This is a genomic window from Moorena bouillonii PNG, assembly GCF_001942495.1.
GTDB lineage: Bacteria > Cyanobacteriota > Cyanobacteriia > Cyanobacteriales > Coleofasciculaceae > Moorena > Moorena bouillonii.
The window spans coordinates 2,539,753-2,556,980 of sequence record NZ_MKZS01000001.1 but is presented as its reverse complement, the minus strand read 5'-3'; the positions used below and the strand labels follow the sequence as shown (position 1 = coordinate 2,556,980).

13 protein-coding genes, 1 tRNA gene and 4 pseudogenes are annotated in these 17,228 nt (G+C 42.1%); 7 read left to right on the top strand and 11 right to left on the bottom strand.

The window, feature by feature from the left end; translation table 11 throughout:
- Nucleotides 1-10: 10 nt before the first annotated feature.
- From prmC to BJP37_RS10450, 4 genes are all read right to left on the bottom strand, one after another.
- Nucleotides 11-958, bottom strand: coding sequence for a peptide chain release factor N(5)-glutamine methyltransferase (prmC, locus tag BJP37_RS10465; RefSeq protein WP_075898634.1), 948 nt, complete (start codon nucleotides 956-958; stop codon nucleotides 11-13).
- Complete coding sequence (locus tag BJP37_RS10460; protein WP_075898632.1) at nucleotides 955-1,722, bottom strand: Tic22 family protein; 768 nt, start codon at nucleotides 1,720-1,722, stop codon at nucleotides 955-957. Before BJP37_RS10460 ends, prmC begins: the two co-directional genes overlap by 4 nt.
- A gap of 327 nt (nucleotides 1,723-2,049) precedes the next feature.
- Nucleotides 2,050-2,123, bottom strand: a tRNA-Pro gene (locus BJP37_RS10455).
- A 64-nt stretch (nucleotides 2,124-2,187) separates the two neighbouring features.
- A complete protein-coding gene (locus tag BJP37_RS10450; RefSeq protein ID WP_075898630.1) occupies nucleotides 2,188-2,709 on the bottom strand; it encodes a GNAT family N-acetyltransferase in 522 nt (173 codons plus the stop codon).
- Between the two features lie 1,033 nt (nucleotides 2,710-3,742).
- Between BJP37_RS10450 and BJP37_RS10445 the strand changes: the two genes are divergently transcribed.
- Together BJP37_RS10445 and BJP37_RS10440 are read left to right on the top strand one after the other, a co-directional pair.
- Complete coding sequence (locus BJP37_RS10445) at nucleotides 3,743-4,468, top strand: hypothetical protein (protein WP_070392306.1); 726 nt, start codon at nucleotides 3,743-3,745, stop codon at nucleotides 4,466-4,468.
- Nucleotides 4,469-4,560: 92 nt separating this feature from the next.
- Nucleotides 4,561-5,472, top strand: coding sequence for an alpha/beta fold hydrolase (locus BJP37_RS10440; RefSeq protein WP_075898628.1), 912 nt, complete (start codon nucleotides 4,561-4,563; stop codon nucleotides 5,470-5,472).
- Between the two features lie 74 nt (nucleotides 5,473-5,546).
- Here the strand turns inward: BJP37_RS10440 and BJP37_RS43430 are convergent, their stop codons facing one another.
- Complete coding sequence (locus tag BJP37_RS43430; RefSeq protein ID WP_267876534.1) at nucleotides 5,547-5,669, bottom strand: hypothetical protein; 123 nt, start codon at nucleotides 5,667-5,669, stop codon at nucleotides 5,547-5,549.
- 192 nt (nucleotides 5,670-5,861) lie between these two features.
- Between BJP37_RS43430 and BJP37_RS10435 the strand changes: the two genes are divergently transcribed.
- From BJP37_RS10435 to gntT, 3 genes are all read left to right on the top strand, one after another.
- A complete protein-coding gene (locus BJP37_RS10435; protein WP_075898625.1) occupies nucleotides 5,862-6,872 on the top strand; it encodes an RnfABCDGE type electron transport complex subunit D in 1,011 nt (336 codons plus the stop codon).
- A gap of 40 nt (nucleotides 6,873-6,912) precedes the next feature.
- Nucleotides 6,913-8,241 (top strand): DUF2330 domain-containing protein, encoded by a 1,329-nt coding sequence (locus BJP37_RS10430; protein WP_075898623.1) that lies wholly within the window; start codon nucleotides 6,913-6,915, stop codon nucleotides 8,239-8,241.
- A 453-nt stretch (nucleotides 8,242-8,694) separates the two neighbouring features.
- A complete protein-coding gene (gntT, locus tag BJP37_RS10425; RefSeq protein WP_075898621.1) occupies nucleotides 8,695-10,023 on the top strand; it encodes a guanitoxin biosynthesis MATE family efflux transporter GntT in 1,329 nt (442 codons plus the stop codon).
- A 224-nt stretch (nucleotides 10,024-10,247) separates the two neighbouring features.
- On the opposite strand, the gene BJP37_RS10420 is transcribed toward gntT, so the two are convergent.
- The 4 genes and pseudogenes from BJP37_RS10420 to BJP37_RS10405 all read right to left on the bottom strand — a co-directional run bounded on the left by BJP37_RS10420 (nucleotide 10,248) and on the right by BJP37_RS10405 (nucleotide 14,101).
- Nucleotides 10,248-11,423 carry a PLP-dependent transferase gene (locus tag BJP37_RS10420; RefSeq protein ID WP_075898619.1) on the bottom strand — a complete coding sequence of 392 codons (1,176 nt, stop codon included), beginning with the start codon at nucleotides 11,421-11,423 and terminating at the stop codon, nucleotides 10,248-10,250.
- A gap of 38 nt (nucleotides 11,424-11,461) precedes the next feature.
- Nucleotides 11,462-11,917, bottom strand: a pseudogene (locus BJP37_RS10415) (hypothetical protein); the annotation flags it as partial.
- 45 nt (nucleotides 11,918-11,962) lie between these two features.
- On the bottom strand, nucleotides 11,963-13,159 hold the full coding sequence (locus BJP37_RS10410; protein WP_198953943.1) for an IS4 family transposase: 1,197 nt from the start codon (nucleotides 13,157-13,159) through the stop codon (nucleotides 11,963-11,965).
- 48 nt (nucleotides 13,160-13,207) lie between these two features.
- Entirely contained in the window at nucleotides 13,208-14,101 is an 894-nt protein-coding gene (locus BJP37_RS10405) for a pyridoxal phosphate-dependent decarboxylase family protein (protein WP_075898615.1), read from the bottom strand.
- A gap of 454 nt (nucleotides 14,102-14,555) precedes the next feature.
- Here BJP37_RS10405 and BJP37_RS36160 point away from each other — a divergent pair.
- Nucleotides 14,556-14,692, top strand: a pseudogene (locus BJP37_RS36160) (IS5/IS1182 family transposase); the annotation flags it as partial.
- 62 nt (nucleotides 14,693-14,754) lie between these two features.
- Here BJP37_RS36160 and BJP37_RS42370 read toward each other — a convergent pair.
- Nucleotides 14,755-15,990: pseudogene (locus tag BJP37_RS42370) on the bottom strand (IS1634 family transposase); the annotation flags it as partial.
- 272 nt (nucleotides 15,991-16,262) lie between these two features.
- On the bottom strand, nucleotides 16,263-16,406 hold the full coding sequence (locus BJP37_RS38885) for a hypothetical protein (protein ID WP_158069515.1): 144 nt from the start codon (nucleotides 16,404-16,406) through the stop codon (nucleotides 16,263-16,265).
- 393 nt (nucleotides 16,407-16,799) lie between these two features.
- Between BJP37_RS38885 and BJP37_RS10380 the strand changes: the two are divergent.
- Nucleotides 16,800-17,172 (top strand): annotated as a pseudogene (locus BJP37_RS10380) (DUF4277 domain-containing protein); the annotation flags it as partial.
- Nucleotides 17,173-17,228 lie beyond the last annotated feature (56 nt).

Below are 17,228 nucleotides of genomic sequence, written 5' to 3'. Positions count from 1 at the left end.
CATACCTTGTTTATACTTCATACTTTCTATAAGCTAGAGCAAAGCGGTCCATACCTGCTAAATCCGGAAATATCTGGATCTGTGAGTAACTGCCCTGGTTTTGCAGTAGTTGAACAACCTTCTCAGCTTGTCCTGCCATCATTTCAATTAACCAAACACCGCCGGGGCGCAGATAATCCCCAGATATTTCAATCAGCTGTCGGATACAGTCTAGACCATCCCTGCCGCCGTCGAGGGCAATATGGGGTTCATGGTAGTAGATTTCTGGTTGTAGCTGTTTGAGGGAGTTACTAGGTATATAAGGTGGGTTTGCCACGATACCACTGAACTGACCTTTTAAGGCTTCTAGAGGTGAATACCAAGAACCATGGTAGAACTTTATTTTTTCTGCCATGCCCAACTGTTGAGCATTAAGTTGAGCAATGGCAAGGGCTTCTTCAGTGCAATCAACGGCATGAATTGTCCCATGGGGAAATACCTCTGCCAGTCCACAAGCGATCGCTCCACTACCAGTCCCCAAATCCGCCCAGTGTCCTGATGATAAGTCAGGTTTAGAGCTCATAGCTACAGCATTGACCGCCAGATCAATCAGGAATTCAGTTTCTGGACGGGGAATTAGGACAGCTGGGGAAACTCTCAAGGAGAAATGACGCCAAGGAGCAACCTCAGCTAGGTATTGAACTGGGCATCGCTGATGGATACGCCTTTGCCACAGTTGGGTAAGTACAGGTAGAGGTTGGGAAAGTTGAATAGTTGAGTTTTCAGCGACTTTCCCTGATAATGCACACTGTTGCCATGACTCCAAGCGTAGCACTAATGGGTCAAGCTCAGCTACCTCCTTTAGCAACCAGTCCACTTCAGCTGTAGAGACACCTGCCTCAGCTGCAGACTTGCAAGCATCTTGACGCCACTGCCAGAGTTCTTTTCCCGAGACCATCCACCGCTGATCCATAATCATTGATTTGGACGTTGGAGTTGATTTTGGGACAGACCTTGCAAAAATTTCAGGGATTCCTGGGATGGCACTAGTACGATTTTCTCTAGTTGCTGATCGTTCCTCTCCTGTAAGGTTTTAATAACGCCCTCTAGAGGCACTACCTCTATCTTAACCTGGGAGTTAGGGTCTTGCTGCTTATAGCGATTCACTATACTCTGCAATTGCTCTTTGTTAAAAAAGAACGGAATTGATGAGACCCCATTTTGTTGAATAGTGAGGTATCCGCTGTTGCTAGCTTCTTTGGCAACAAACAGCGGTACGCCCTGAAATGGCTTTTTTTCTTGACCATTTTGGTTCCAGATCGCTTGTGCCTGCTTTACCTGCTGTTGGTTTGGTATGTAGGCAAAATTTAAACCATTGGGAACAGTGCGATTCTTTTGATTTTGCTCATGAACTTCCCCCAAAGATACAGGAACTACTTGTACCTTCTTACCTAGCTCAGGATTCTCCTGCTTTAAACGCTGTACAAACGCATTAGCATCTTCTTGGCTAATAAACACACCTGCCACTGAGGTAGTCTTCTTTTGATCTTGCTGATCTGGAATTGAGGCTACTAGTGGCGAACCTTTACTATCAGTAACTGCAAATACAGGTACAGCTTTCAACTTTTCTCTTACCTGCTCTTCGGTCAGAGCCAGTGCCGCTAAATTTTCCACACTCACTGAGCCTAGTAAGGCACTCGCTACTAAACTTAATGTTGTGCCCCAACGGAACAATGATTTCATAGAAATTACCTCGAATTTTAACGAAGAAGAGCCTGTTACAACTAGAATACCCTGCTCACTGAGAGATCTGAACGCACCTCACTAACCTCTAGTAGAGGCAGAGATTCAAATCAAACTTGATCGATCATAGCTTGACCTGGCTTGTTAACTTAGCTGATCAGTGGCGTTTAATCCCCCTGTAGCTAACTCTTATCAAGTTTGACTGTATCAAGTTTGACTGTATCAAGTTTGACTTTACCTGACTGTATCAAGTTCCACTGAGTTTACCCTAGTGTCTTGACTGATTTACGGATTTACTTATGGACTGATTGACTTATGAATTTAAAATCGGGATGACAGGATTTGAACCTGCGACATCCTGCTCCCAAAGCAGGCGCGCTACCAAGCTGCGCTACATCCCGGGTGCTACCTCTAATGTAGTATAACCAGTATAACTCACTTTTGGCGCTTTGTGTGTACTCGAGATTAATCTGGATACCAGAACATGCCTTTAATACCTTCTGGGTCAGGCATAAATCCCATTTTACGGTAAAAACTTACCACTTGAGGATCGGCAAATAAGGTGATATTGCTAATATCCTGGCTGCGCAATTTTTTGATCATATATCTCATCAAAGCTTTGCCCAGTCCCTTGGTTTGGAAATCTGGATGAACCACTACATCCCAGATTGTCGCATTGAAAGCATGATCAGAAGTGGCACGGGCAAAGCCAATTAAGCGCCTGGTGTTACCTCGCTGGTACCACATAGAAGTAACCAAAAAGCTATGCTGAATAGCTTTCTTAACTTTGCGCAGAGGACGCCGAGACCAACCAACAGCATCACAAAGTTCTTCCAATTCGTACAGGTCAATTTCTCGTGTTGTACTGAAAAATACCCGTGAGGTACCGTCAGTGCGATATTTTACACCTTCTACGGTATCTCCTTCAGGTCGTGTTTGAGGCAAAGCAGTGTCAGAACTGCTAAAGAAGCTTTTCCAAAAACCCATGCAGGTGTGACAGTGGCGTTATCATAATTGTGAGCTACTTGAACTGGTAATGGTCTTCTTTCCCTGACGGCTCAGACGTTCTGGGTCTCGGTCAACCAGAGCCAGACTTAAATGTTTGTTTCAAAAAACAGAAAGTGATCTTTGATCTATTGGTTTTATTCCACCAGGAAAACTATCATACCCGACCTACCTTGATCTGAAACTAATTCTTTGTGCAAATGATAATACCACAATTAAGCCTCCTATTAAGCCTCCTATATAAATTATTATCCTAGCATTCCCATCGGTCGCGCTCTTTGAAGTCGCTTGGGTAAGATGCTCGCGTCGGAGGGGGCACAGCTGTTTGCTGCCCTTGCGCGAATCTAAATCAACAACCGATGCAGTGGCGTGACGGGGGTTTCCACGGGGCAAACAGCGGTGCGTTCACGTAGTGTCTCCAAAGGAGAATGGTGGTGTTCCGCACACAGCCCCTCCCCACTCGCGCTTTGCATCAACAGGCGCGCACCGTCACGAGAATTTAATTCTTAATGGTAAGAGCGCACCTAACAAGGAAAGTCGGCAAGCTACCGAAGGTGGGGAAGTTGGGGAAGATTAGTTAGACTAGGCTAATCAGCAGAATTGGTGAGAAATGAATCAGATCCGCGCTTGTTGTTGCCTCGGGGGACTTAGAGAGTTTTGAGCAAGACAAAAGCCTCAAACCCAGAGGAAACCCTTGGAAATACACCAAATAGCCAAAAAGGGCTCAAACCCAGATATATCAATAAATCAAGCAAATCAATGTTAAACTCTATCTATATATAGATTTAAGGCTCTTTTATCAGTATTTTTGTAAGTCCCTCTACAAGCTTACCGGGTTGTGTTAACTCAAAAAGCTTAGGTGCGCTCTTACCATTAACAATTAAATTCCCGTGGCGGTGCGCCCCTCCAAGGCCGGGTTACCCGACCTTGGGTAGCACCTTGAGGCAAAGCCCGACGCGGGGCGCGAACGGGCGCGCACCTTTTGATAAACAAGAATAGCCACCTACCCCTATCGATGACTGTGGGTTGGAAATCATCCCAACAAGAAATCCTGAAACGCTTCAACCGAGCGTTTCCTAAGTTCTATGAGCAGTTTGTTAGTAGTGAGATCCAACTGCACAACCTCAGACTTGCTTACCGACTCTATAAAACCCAACATGCTGTAATTGAGATCAAACCGGAAGGCTCAAAAAGTGTCCTGCACTTTGCTTACCGGAATGAGTCTTTTCTGCTCAGTGACATTTTTGGCGTTCTGACTGCCTATGGACTGACTATCCACAGTCTCAGTCTTTATGGTCAAATTAGTCCACCAATGCTGGTGTTTATGAAACTAGTGGTGTCTCGTAACCGGAAAGCGCTGACCCACAAAACCTCAGAAAATGTCTGCCGTGCCCTGAGAGAGGCTTTGGCAGGGCGCTTTGAGGTGGAACAAATGCTGGCAGTGGAATTTAATCTCGATGCTGGCTTGAAGCAGGTAGAAACAGAATTTTATGTAGACCCAGTGTTTCATCTACCAGCGCTGTTAATTGAGGCAAATAACCAACCTGGATTATTTTACAAAGTTATGTATGCCATCTGGCAAGAGGATTTACTGGTGGTCAATGCCAACTTGCTGGTGTGGCGGGGACGAACCAGGCTGATTCTTTACCTACTAGGCCCTAACGGAAACTTGATTCCCGATTATTTAGGTCAAAAAATTGCTGAAAGCATTCGGAGGCGATTACTAGGTCAAGTGTTTTAGTCATAAAAAGGTGACAAGCACAGGTGCGACCCGTTGTGATTAAAATCACTGACGAATTTCCTATCCTGTTAATTCTTCGATAAGATCAAGGTATGGCAAGCATTAACATTCTAGGAATATCCCATACTTACGAATTAACACCTCCTACCCAATCATCCTGCCCTGTTCTGGTTTTCATCCACGGCTGGCTGTTAAGCCGTAGCTATTGGCAACCTCTAATTTATAGGTTGTCACAGCAGTATCAGTGTCTGATCTATGACCTGCGGGGATTCGGTGAATCCCAGTCCCAAATTCATAACACTCAAAGCTCAACATCTAACCGGGACTCGGAATCACCATTTCCTGAGACTGCTGTTTCATCCACTGACCGCTATAGCTTAGCTGCCTATGCTGAGGACTTGGGCATCCTGTTAGAAAAACTGGGAATCGAACAAGCTTGGTTAGTTGGTCATTCCCTAGGGGGTAGCATTGCTCTATGGGGTGCCTATTTGCTGCCTCAGAGGATTCAAGGGGTAATCTGTCTTAATGCTGGTGGTGGAATTTATCTTAAAGAAGAATTTGAGCGCTTTCGGCTGGCTGGTGAGCAGTTGGTAAAACGCCGTCCCCGTTGGTTGTGTTATGTCCCTTTACTCGATTTACTGTTTACCCGGGCTCAGGTAGCGCATCCTATTTCCCGGAAATGGGGACGTCAACGGGTTATTGATTTTGTTACTGCTAACGCGGAAGCTGCACTGAGGACGTTACTAGATTCTACCACAGAAGCTGAGGTGCATCGCTTACCTCAGGTTGTTTCCCGACTAAAACAACCTGTTTATTTCATTGCTGGTAGTCAGGATAAGGTAATGGAACCGAAATATGTGCGTCATCTGGCTAGTTTTCACAGTCTCTTTCAATCCTGTGGGGACAATGTGATTGAAATTGCTGAATGTGGACATATGGCGATGGTGGAGAAACCAGAGACTATTGATGATCAAATTCGTCAAATTTTGGCTAATTACAGTTAATTACAATGGGCAATGTTCTGGCCATATACCGGACATTTGCTTAATGTATAACCCTTAGAATTCTCCATTGATTATTAATGGAATAATTGAGTGAAGTGGGTAATCGGTAATGAGTAATCGGTAACTGACCACTGATAACTGACCCGACTATACTTGAGATCATACTGAATTAACCAATCAAAAACAGTAGCTAGCATTTGTCAAGGTATTTGTAAAGGGCTTTGGAAAGTATGGTGCGATCGCTCTCTTATCCTGGTGTTGGTAGCTGGTAAACATTTGTTGACCGCTGTTGCATTAGTCTTGGTAGAGTTAGCGTCTTTTTTTGTGTTAAACCTGATCCATACAGAGCGCCCTAATTACTTTAACAGTCGGATCAGAATGCGTAGATAATGTGGCAACAAGACCCCCGAAACAATCAAATTCTGTTTCTCTCGATCTTTCTAGTCTTGGGCATCAGCACTCGGGACTGGACACTAAGACCAGACTTGATTCTAGTCGTAATCATAAGCTGCCTACTAACTCAGTGGTTAGCAGCATTTCTTTGGTCAAACCCCAAACACAGATCCGCAATCAAAAACTCTGGGTACCTTGGCCTTCCTTTCCTTGGCCTTCCTTTGGGCTTTAATCCCAAACCCGATTTTAAAACTACCCTTGAATCTACCCTTGAATGGTGCAAAATTCAAACCTTAGAAATAAGTCTTAATCTGCTGAGAAAACCACCAAATTTATCCCAGCATAATGATGCTAGTTTTTCGAGTTCTCCCCAATCCCCTTCCCTAAAAAGTGCTATGATTACAGCCTTAAGCTTGAGCCTGCTACTGCGAGCTGATAACTATAGTACTATGGTTTTAGCTGGCTCCCTAGGAATTTTGAGTAAATTTATTTTCCGAGTTGAGGGCAAGCATTTTTTTAATCCAGCCAATTTCGGCATTATTGCTGTTCTTATCTTAACCAATGATGCTTGGGTTTCTCCCGGACAGTGGGGGGATGATGGTTGGTATGGTCTATTATTTGCTGGCACTGGCAGTATGGTGTTAAAACGGGTAGGACGATGGGATACAACAGCAGCGTTTTTGGGTGCTTATGCCGTTTTAGAAGGAATTAGAAATCTCTGGCTTGGCTGGAGTTGGGATGTATTTTGCCATCGGTTGATGAGTGGGTCTTTGTTACTGTTTGCCCTATTTATGCTAACCGACCCTCGCTCAATCCCCAATGCACCGATTAGTCGATTGCTCTGGGCGGTGTGTATTGCTTTACTCACTTTTATATTGCGCAATCAATTATTCATGCCTACTGCTATTTTCTGGGCGTTGTTTGCCCTATCCCCTTTGAGCGTAATTTTGGATTTTATCTGGTCATCTACGAGATTTTCCTGGCATGATAGTGACTCTGTTGAATGACGTTTATTAACTTAAGTTAAAGACAAACAAATAAATAATAATGAAAATTATTCGGGTTATAAGTACTATTTTGATAACGGTTTTATTGAGTTTAGGCTTGGCTCAAAAAGCCTGGGGTTTTTGTGGGTTTTATGTCGCCAAAGCTGATAGTAAACTATATAACCAGACGTCTCAAGTGATAATTGCTCGGGATGGCGATCGCACTGTTTTAACCATGGCAAATGACTATCAAGGGGATGTTAAAGACTTTGCCATGGTTGTGCCAGTTCCTGTGGTGCTTCAGCGAGAACAGGTGAATGTAGGTGACCCTAAGATTATTGAACGCCTCGATCAGTTTAGTGCACCTCGACTAGTGGAATATTTTGACCCAGACCCCTGTGCCGATAACCGAAAGTATCCCGAAACTGCAGCACCACGGCTAGGTGGTCCAAGAAGTGGCACAAGGGCAAGGAATACTGATGATCGTGCTTTAGGTGTCACGGTAGAAGAGCGCTTCTCAGTTGGAGAATATAACATTCTTATCCTCAGTGCTAAGGACTCTAGAGGTTTAGAAACCTGGCTCAGACGCAACGGTTATAAAATTCCACAGGGAGCAAATCGGCTATTGCGACCCTACATCCGCCAGAATATGAAATTTTTCGTTGCCAAAGTCAATCTGGAGGAATTTGACAAAACTGCCTACCAACGGTTGCGACCCCTCCAGATGGCTTACGAGTCTCCCCGATTTATGCTGCCCATTCGCTTAGGGATGATGAATGCTACCGGTGAGCAAGACCTCATTGTCTATGTCTTATCACCCCGAGGTCAGACTGAAATTACAAACTACCGCACGGTGAAGATTCCTTCTAATACTGAAATTCCGGTATTTGTCAAAACAGAGTTTGGTGATTTCTACACTGCTATGTTCCAAACTGCTTACGAGAGTGAAGGGAAAAAAGTAGCTTTTGTTGAATATGCTTGGAATATGGCTAGTTGTGACCCATGTTCAGCTAACCCTCTCAATCCGGAAGAACTCCGGAAATCAGGTGTCTTTTGGCTAAACTCGGGAAGAGCCAATAGAAGACCCAATAATAATGTTTATATCACTCGCCTCCATGTTCGCTATACCCGTGATACCTTCCCAGAAGATTTGATGTTCCAGGAAACGTCCAATCGTGAATTGTTTCAGGGACGATATATCCTTCGTCATCCGTTTACTGGAAAGATGAGCTGTAGCGCAGGAGTTGACTATCAACAATCGTTAAATCGACGATTGCAACAGGAAGCTAAAACCTTAGCTGAGTTGACTGGATGGGATATTGATGAAATCCGCAATAAAATCGATTTTCCTGATGTTAAGCCTATTCCTTGGTGGAGACATCTCTGGTAAACTATATAAATCGTTACTTGTGACTTGTAACTTGTGACTTGTTTTACTGGTTATTTCTTACTTGCTCAGAGGGAGACAAGTCGCCTATAAAGTACACTGGATCAGGGAAGCAGCTCTGATCCCTTTGAGATAATCGAGCCGTTTGTAAGAGCTGATTTGTAAACTCGCTGTAATCCTTGTAGGATAAGGCTTGGGCTAAACTAGAACAATTGAACTATTTAATACCCAAAAGACAATCATAGCAAAGCTTTCAAGCTTCTTAATATTTACTTTATAAATCAGCTCTTAGGTAGCTGACCAGCTATCAGAATTGTTCTTGATCTGAGTTGTCTTTCTATCCTGTGTTTCATAGAAAGTGGAATTTTTTAAATCCCATAATTTTTTTTTTAAATTCAGCTGAATTTTTGTTAATATTTACTATTAAAAATACCAATAAAGTTGATAGTTGAGCCGATGAAACTTGCCCGCTTAAACTCAGACAGTCTTCTCCCCCGCTTCTACAGGCTTGCGGTCATTAATACTCTCTCCAATATCATGATTCCCTTATCGGGCTTAGTCAGCGTGGCTTTCCTGGGACATCTGACAGAAATTCGTCACTTAGCAGGAGTCGCAGTTGCAACGGTTTTGTTTACCTATCTTTACCGACTTTTACACTTCTTGCGGATGGGAACAACGGGAGCGACGGCTCAAGCTGTAGGCAAAGATGACCGCGAAGCCATGTTATTAGTGGGTTTACGTAATGGATTGATAGGGTTGGTACTGGGTATATTAATTGTTATTTTACAATATCCTATCGAGAAAATTTGGTTTCTTATACTCGATGCTCCTGATGAAGTTAAATCTTCTGGTATTGCTTATTTTAATGCCCGTATTTGGGGTGCTCCCGCAGTGGCACTTAACTTAGTCGTGATCGGTTGGTTATTAGGAAAAGAAATGAGTGGTAAGGTGCTAGTGATAACAATCATTGGCAATTTAGGCAAAATAATTTTTGATTATTTTGCCATTTTTAAATGGCATTGGGGCAGTATGGGAGCCGGTTTTTCTGCTTGTTTGAGTCAATACTTAACCTTATTGGTGGGAATCTTATTTGTCAGTCAGGATGTTCGATTCCAAGAAATTCATCAGTTAAGTCATTGCATTTGGCAGCGTTCAGGATTTCAAACCGTTTTTGCTGTTAATCGAGATACTTTTATTAAGATTTTAAGCAATCGAGCCAGCCTTGTTATTTTTACCAATATCAGTGCGGCAATGGGAACGCAGATTTTAGCAGCAAATGCCTTAATGATCGAAGTGTTTTTGTTTACGATCTCTTTTATTGAGGGTTTTGGATTAGCCGCAGAAACCCTAACAGGAAATTTTGTAGGTCGTGGAAAACGCGATCGCTTACCTTCTTTAGTTGGAGTTACAGTAGGAACGGGAGTTTTATTCGCACTAATTTTTGCTGGTATTTCCATCGGGTTTCCTCATACTGTATTTATAATTTTAACTAATCATCTGGAAATTATTTACGAAATTAAAATATATGTTTTTTGGTTACTTCCACTTCTTATATTTAATGCTATTGCTTTTATGTTTGATGGATACTTTATTGGTTTGAACAATACAGCCGTTATTCGCAATTCTGCTCTAATCGGTTTATTTTTTGGATTTATTCCTTTCAGTATTTTAGCTTGGTTTCATCAAGATAATCATATTTTATGGTTATCTGTGGTGATTTTGATGATTGTAAGAACCATATATATTAATATTATTTTCTTAAAAAAAATGCTTCAGATACGGTAAAGATATCTTCTTTATTATTTTCAATTCTGACGAGATATTTTATATTAGTAAAAAAAAGGTTACGGGAATTCATATCCTTTCCAAAATTGTAGTTTCCTGATCAGGATTGTTTAGTAATCGATTGGCTAGATCGGACTAAATATATACCAAACAAGGAAATACAAATTACGAATCTAGTTTAGAGACAAGCTGACCAAGTAAATAGAGTACAAAAACAAGATACTCTAATGTATTGCCGTAGCCATATATCGAGCAAGACTACAATCGATATCATCAATAATACTATCGACTGGATCATTAAAGCCGATGGAAAGTCGAATCAGACTATCTGTAATATTTAATGATTTTCTATCCTCCTCGGATAAATAGTAGTAGGTAAAGGGAGCAAGCTGTTCGATATAGGTTTCTGCTGAACCAAAGTTAGAAGCAATATATGGGATTTTCAGATTGTCAATCAATTCTGATGTCTCACGTTTTGAAAGTTTGAGTTCAAAGGTCACAACACCGCCATATCCATTAGTAAAATATTTCTTAGAGAGTTCTCGATGAGGATGAGAATCTAACCCCAAATAATATACCTTTGAAACTAAAGGATGTGTATTTAAAAACTCAGTCAGTTTTTGACCTGAAGCATTGAGAGACTCCATTCTCAACTTAAACGTTTTCAAGTGTTGACCCAATGTAAACACATCGCGAGGACTAGGAATGACTCCATTGATATTTCTAAAATTTCTAATTTTATCGATCGCTTCCTTTTTCCCAGCAACACTTCCCAGTACTACATCAGCATGGCCATTGAGATATTTAGTACAACTATGAATTACTAAATCTGCCCCCCATAAACAGGGTTTAAAATTATAAGGGCTGGCAAAGGTACTATCGACAACGAGAAGCGTATCAGGTTCTAACAACTTTTTTATTTTTTCAATATCTGCTAGGTAAAGATGAGGGTTAGAGGGTATTTCCAAGAAGAGAAGATTAATATCTTGACTGACTTGATCAAGTGATATCATCAACTCAGATAAATCCGAATTATCCAAAATAAAAGTTTTGAACCCAAGTTTCTCAAGATTATCAAAAACACGTCTTGTGTTTTTATATAGATAGCAAGTTGTTGCGAAACAGCTTTGAGATTTTGCGAACGCCATTAAAGTACTGTAAATAGCACTCATCCCACTGGGAAATAGTAAACAATCTTCAGCCTCATCAAGTTGGGCTAATCTTCCTTCTACTTCTTCCCAATTTGGATTATGATACCTGCCATAGCGGCCTTTTGTGATCGATCCTTCATGTAAGGCTTTGACATAAGTTTTATGATCGTCATAATAGTAAGCTGTATTTTGATAAATCGGTGTTATAATTGAGTTAGTGTAGGATTCAGGCTTTCTGACTCTGCCCATTTTCTATTCCTCCTGTAAATTATTGTAATTTTGGACTTCTAGATTAGACTTTTACAAGGGCTTGATCCAACAGATTCATAGATTTTATATAAATAAGCAACAATTTCAGAAATGATGTCTGTTGTCAGATTTCCATGATGTACAATAATCCGAATAAATAGAGGAAGATTATTAAAATGATATGAATTGACTTTCATAAAGCCATCCTTAACTATCTGATCATAGATAGCGAGATTAAGTTGATCGATTTTCTCAATTTCTGCAGCCGTGTAATCTGTGATAGTTTCCTTCACTTCCATTTCTTTAGGAATAAACCATAAACCCACGTTAAAATACTGGGGTTCGACAACATATAAAACTCGCTCCGAAAGTTTGTTTATTAATTCTTCCTGATTTTCATAGTATTTTTGAATTAAATTTTGAAAGTGTTCAAGACCATGATGTTTGAACATTAGCCAGAGCTTAAAGGCATAGGCTTCTCGGGAACATTGTAAAGACTTGAGGCTGAGACTATATTTTCTGACAGGGGGACATAAAGCTTATAACGTACACAGTGCAAACTCTATAGCCCGCTCACCCTTCTTGTAATAATTGAGCCAACGACGGTTAATTTCCAAAAGTTCGTCCACTATTTTTTGGCATAATCCCCTTAAGAAAAGCCACGAATGCTGATGTAGGCCAACATAAAAAGCGCTATGTTGCCGTTGTCCACTTGATTGGGTTTCTGGTCTGACCACATATTTTTGAATTCCCATTCGCTTAATGTGTCGCCCTTGGAGAATCGCACTGGTATAGGCAATCGCCACAATAATCATCAGTTTTGATAGATACTCACCACTCAGTTTAGACCCTTCAAGACTATAGCCTCCCGACTTGAAATCTCGAAACATTTCCTCTATTGAGAATCGTCTTTGGTAAGCTACAATAGCCGGTTCAACATCATCAAAGTTAGTCAAAATATACCAGGGTTCTTTCGTCTTAAATCCCTGGTAAGTCCGCTTCCACTTACAGGCTATATTAAACGTCCCAAATCCTTTTTGTTTCGTCACATGGCAGTCATTAATAAATAGTTTTACTCCTGGTTTAACTCCATAGTCTTTCAACTCCCGAGCCACCTCAGTATCCTGCCAAACAAGGGTATTATTTTTCTGTCTCAAACAAAAGTATGCACCCTCGAAGCTCAGCCAGTTGCCCAGTTTGGGTGAACAAAATTCCCGGTCTCCTAACACCACTACGCTATAGTTGGAGAGTAACCCAAGACTTTTAGCCAAAACAGCCGTTTGCTCATCAAAGTTACTGCTGCCTTTTTTATCCAACAACTCCCAGTAAATCGGCCAGGCACGATGATCATAGATCACGCTAACCATCAAGATATTAATCACCCCCCAACTGGTACGGTCTATCGCTAAATATATCCTATCGTTCGGGTTAAACATCTCTTCTACCAGAGCACTTACGCAGGGAAACCAGATTGTTTCAATATTGAACTGTTTGATGCGCAAAAACCGACGTAATTTCTTTCGACGACTTTCAAATAAAATAGGTAACGGCAGCGCTTCAGCTAACACTTCTAGTTTGACCTGTCTGAGCAATTGTAGGCTGGCAACGACTAAGATTAGTAACAAATACCTGGTGTGATGCAGCTTATTTTGTAGGATTTTCTGGTATGGTTTAGCTATCATTTTTGCTAGATAGGTCAGCATGACTATATTTGACCTATCTTTTTTTTCCTTCATCTGCTGTATCCCTTGCTACACAATGGCTATACCCGCTCTGTCCCCCCGTTAGCTATATTTTATATTCTGGTTGCTGGTAAATAGATAATTACCATTAAGTGCTGTTACTTCATCCACTAAAACAGATTTGTCTTTCACCAGTAAGACTGAGCATAATAGAGGGGCTGAAAGAAATTTATGAAAGTCTAATACAATCGAATCTGACAAACTACTCAGCTTTCTGTAAAACGCTGCATCTTCACTAAAGTAAACCCCGCCTCCCCAAGCTGCATCAAAATGAATCCAAGGTTTAATGGCGAATTCTTGGAATATTTCCAATATTTTTTCTACGGGGTCGAAAGTTCCCAAAGTAGTCGAACCCATCACACAGCAAAAGTAAATTAGATTGAGATTATCAGCTTTTATTTGGCTGACTAATTCTCTTAAATGTTCTAGATCTACGACTCCTTTTGTGGTTGTTTTAACTTTGATAATATTTTTAATTCCACAAATTATGGCGGCTTTTTCAACAGAGTAATGAGAATGATCAGAGATCAGAATGACTGATTGTCCTAAATTAACTTTTGCTCGTTGTACCGCTAAGAATACAGATGCCAAATTAGATAACGTACCACCCGGATAAAAGATACCATCCCCTTCAGGATAACCGACTAGTGGTAACAGAGTTTCTACCATTTCTACTTCACACCGAGTAAAAATTGGCGAACATTCTTCAGTATGAATATTAGAATTAATGTAGTTAGATACGAAATCGGCAAAAACACCGATGGGGTCAGGATAGGAAAATAAGTATTTTAAGTTTTTTGGACTGTAGATATCTGGAGTAATAGACAGGGTAGACTTAACAAATTTTTCAATCCTCTCCAATCTTTCGGGTTCGGATAAAGTATAGATGCCATCCAGCATCTTCAAACATTGATCAATGTCTTGTTCTGTTAGCATCTTAATTGTTGTACTAAGTTTAGGGTAATTCAGTCTAAGCTATCTGGATATCACCAATTCCTATCGCGATAAAGCCGTCCAGTCCGGATAAGCGGAGATCGGAGTGCAAAAATTAGCACTTGATACAGATTGTGTGAGAAAGGAAGCCTGAAAACTTTGATAAATCAATATCACAACAACCTGGCTTTATAACTATGTAAACTGACTTTTTTCTGAGGGGGTGACATGAGCCCTTAAAAGCTTACTAGATAATGCTTTGATGCCAGTTTATCTTAGCAAAGATAAACTAAACTGGGCAATTGACCCTAGGAATGATGTTCTAGAAGCTAAAACCCTTATAACTACGTCCAAGGTCAGGCCAAACTAGGGCGTGTCGTCAGTTAGAGAATTGACAACCAGTCAGCGCAGCTATAGAACTGAGGGAAGTCAGTAAAAATAAATTTTGGGGGGAGTAATGCGCCGGTATGCTTTGCGTCTTGGATCAGTGGGAGCGAATCAAGGATATGCTACCTGGCCAGGAGGGCGCTTGTTGGTGGAAATGCATTGGATAACCGCCTATTTGTTGAAGCCGTACTGTACCGATACCGTTCAGCCCACTTTCCGCAGGTAGGGATCACATGCAGATAATTTTCCTACCCCCTTTGAGCACGAAATCAAGCCAAGAGGTAATATTTACGGCAAGGAGCACCCAAGAACTGAAGAATCCACAATCGTTCAGATGTGAGATTGGTAATGTGCTTGACACCATCAACCGTCAGTAAATGAATTGACATGAAACATTGAAAGATCCAGAATTGAGTGGGTTGAGCCGTAGGCTTACCGACCTGATTATCAATCTTCTGCCCACGCTGTATCTATTGCCTGACGCACAGAGCGTTGACCCAAACTATAAACCAGCAAGCACCTTCCCCATGATCATGGCCAAAGCCGCCACTCGCTCAGGGGTATGGAGAAAAACGCTCGAAGTGAAGAATAATGGGTCTTGAGGAAGCGATTTCCTCGCTCCGTCGATTGTTGTGCCTTGTACTCACGAAGGATTTGGTCATGACTCAACACCTGCTCATCCAAGACATTGGTAGCCAACACGAACTTGCCAGCTCGTTGACGTTCAGCAGCTATGACTGACTCAATGGATACAAGTGTGGCAGAGTATGAATAGTGTTTGTCAGGGACGGCATCCAAGCGGGGTCTACCGCGTCCTTGGTGTTGAAGAATTTCTACCACTTGCAGGTCATGCAGTTGATGGTAGGGTAACTGTGCGGACAACTTGTCAGCCGCACACAGAGCATCAGGTTGACAAGCAAACCGTTGATTCTCGTGCCTGATGCAGTGCTCTAGTCGCGAGTGTTAACTGTCTGGCAATAGGTTTTTCTAGTTGTTTCGAGTCAGATTCTAACCGCGCCTGACTTTCCACTACTAACCATCGTTGTCGAATATCCCCATAACTGTTACCCACAGGGGCATCTCATAACCCAGTTAGAGAACTGTCTACGAATGCCTCTGGGTGAATCTGTTGTAACAATTCTTTAGCCGCTTTGAGGGTGGCTGGGACTCTCGATACCCATTGGAATTGTGTCAGGAGTTGCAGATTGTCCTTGGTGTAGAGAGCAGCATCGGCGACAAAAAGTGCATCTACATTCCATTGCTGTCTAAATTCCTGGATCAGTTGAGCAAATACTGCTGAATCTGTTTCATTCCCATCCCCCACTCTCAGCGTACTTGGGGATATCTCCATCGCCGGTGCACATCAGGTCTACCATGAATTGCTTTAAGTCGGGGCGGTGGTCTCTCGAATAACCATAGGTAATGTGAATTGTACCTGGCTGATCCGGTTCATCACCGGAACAGGCGTAATTTCCATCTACGTGCAGGGAACTCGAATCTAGGTTAGTCGCTGCTCATTTCTACCCCAAAATCTGAGGGGGTGACATGCAAGCTAAAATCCTTATTGGGTAATACTTTCAGCCGATATGTTACAAAAAGATACATACTAGGGCATGTCGTCAGTTAAGCCAGATCACGGAAGCGGCGAGATGAATGGCTCCGATGAAAATTGCGAGCTGTCTTATCAAGCGCGAGTTGCTATTGCCCTGTATTGCTTAAGTTTTTGAAAAAAGTTTTCGATGAGATGACGCCACTTATACATGTGCAAGTCATATTTTCAAAGTTGAGTGCGATTGACTTTAGGAGGGATGACAGCTTGGCAGTCGGCCTCTAAAAAACGTTTGAGCACTCGCTCCGTAGCATCTTTTGCCTTGTCTGCAAGCAATGCACCAATCTCATGAATACCACCCGCGTAACACATCAGCTCCCTGTAAATCGTGTGCAAGACCTGGAGTCAAATGAAACCCCGTTGGATTACCAGCGTGCGTCACAGGTAGTAGCATGAATAATGGTCGTCAAACCACCCTTACAACCGCCCAATTGCTTGTGTTAATGGTGTATCGTCTGCTGTTTTTTTTTGCGCCAGCACTGTGTTGATGGGCACGTACAATCGTGTTCGTCGAGCGCAGCGTATTCGTTGTCTGCATCTAATGACAGTGTCAGTAATACACGTTCTATCACACCACTTTCAGACCCTAGGCTATGACGCTTGTGCACAGACCGAAAATCCCCAAACCTCTCAGGCTTATCACGCCACGGAATACCTGAACCCACATTCCGCAGGTGTGATTCCAAAATCCGGTATTTTTAAAAGATGAGTAAAATTGAAGCGTCTAATATCAGAGTACAGGATCTTGACCACTGTGGAATAGTGGCTGGAATTTGTGATGAAATCGGACTAGTCGAACAAATAGACAAACTATACGGCAATCATCCCCAGTCAATTATCACCCCAGGGCAAGTAGTCAAAGCCATGATTCTGAATGGTTTGGGCTTTGTCAGTGCGCCGTTGTATCTATTTGAAAGGTTCTTTGTGGGCAAAGCCACAGAACATCTACAAGGGAGTTGGGATCAGACCAGAACACCTCAACGATGACCGTAGGGGGCGGATCTTGGACAAATTGTACAGCTTCGGACTCACCGAAATCTTCGTCACTGTAGCATTGGCGGCGGCGAAGTATTTTGGGGCTGGGGGGGCGACATGAGAGCTAAAAAGTAGACTGTATAAGCTTCATAGCTCTCA

Bases quoted from the DNA above. Each gene is read 5' to 3' on its own strand.
- prmC (WP_075898634.1), bottom strand. From the start codon at position 958: ATGATTATGGATCAGCGGTGGATGGTCTCGGGAAAAGAACTCTGGCAG.
- BJP37_RS10435 (WP_075898625.1), top strand. From the start codon at position 5,862: ATGTGGCAACAAGACCCCCGAAACAATCAAATTCTGTTTCTCTCGATC.
- BJP37_RS10440 (WP_075898628.1), top strand. From the start codon at position 4,561: ATGGCAAGCATTAACATTCTAGGAATATCCCATACTTACGAATTAACA.
- BJP37_RS10410 (WP_198953943.1), bottom strand. From the start codon at position 13,159: ATGAAGGAAAAAAAAGATAGGTCAAATATAGTCATGCTGACCTATCTA.
- BJP37_RS10430 (WP_075898623.1), top strand. From the start codon at position 6,913: ATGAAAATTATTCGGGTTATAAGTACTATTTTGATAACGGTTTTATTG.
- gntT (WP_075898621.1), top strand. From the start codon at position 8,695: ATGAAACTTGCCCGCTTAAACTCAGACAGTCTTCTCCCCCGCTTCTAC.
- BJP37_RS10420 (WP_075898619.1), bottom strand. From the start codon at position 11,423: ATGGGCAGAGTCAGAAAGCCTGAATCCTACACTAACTCAATTATAACA.
- BJP37_RS10405 (WP_075898615.1), bottom strand. From the start codon at position 14,101: ATGCTAACAGAACAAGACATTGATCAATGTTTGAAGATGCTGGATGGC.
- BJP37_RS38885 (WP_158069515.1), bottom strand. From the start codon at position 16,406: ATGTGTTACGCGGGTGGTATTCATGAGATTGGTGCATTGCTTGCAGAC.
- BJP37_RS10450 (WP_075898630.1), bottom strand. From the start codon at position 2,709: ATGGGTTTTTGGAAAAGCTTCTTTAGCAGTTCTGACACTGCTTTGCCT.
- BJP37_RS10445 (WP_070392306.1), top strand. From the start codon at position 3,743: ATGACTGTGGGTTGGAAATCATCCCAACAAGAAATCCTGAAACGCTTC.
- BJP37_RS43430 (WP_267876534.1), bottom strand. From the start codon at position 5,669: ATGCTAGCTACTGTTTTTGATTGGTTAATTCAGTATGATCTCAAGTAT.
- BJP37_RS10460 (WP_075898632.1), bottom strand. From the start codon at position 1,722: ATGAAATCATTGTTCCGTTGGGGCACAACATTAAGTTTAGTAGCGAGT.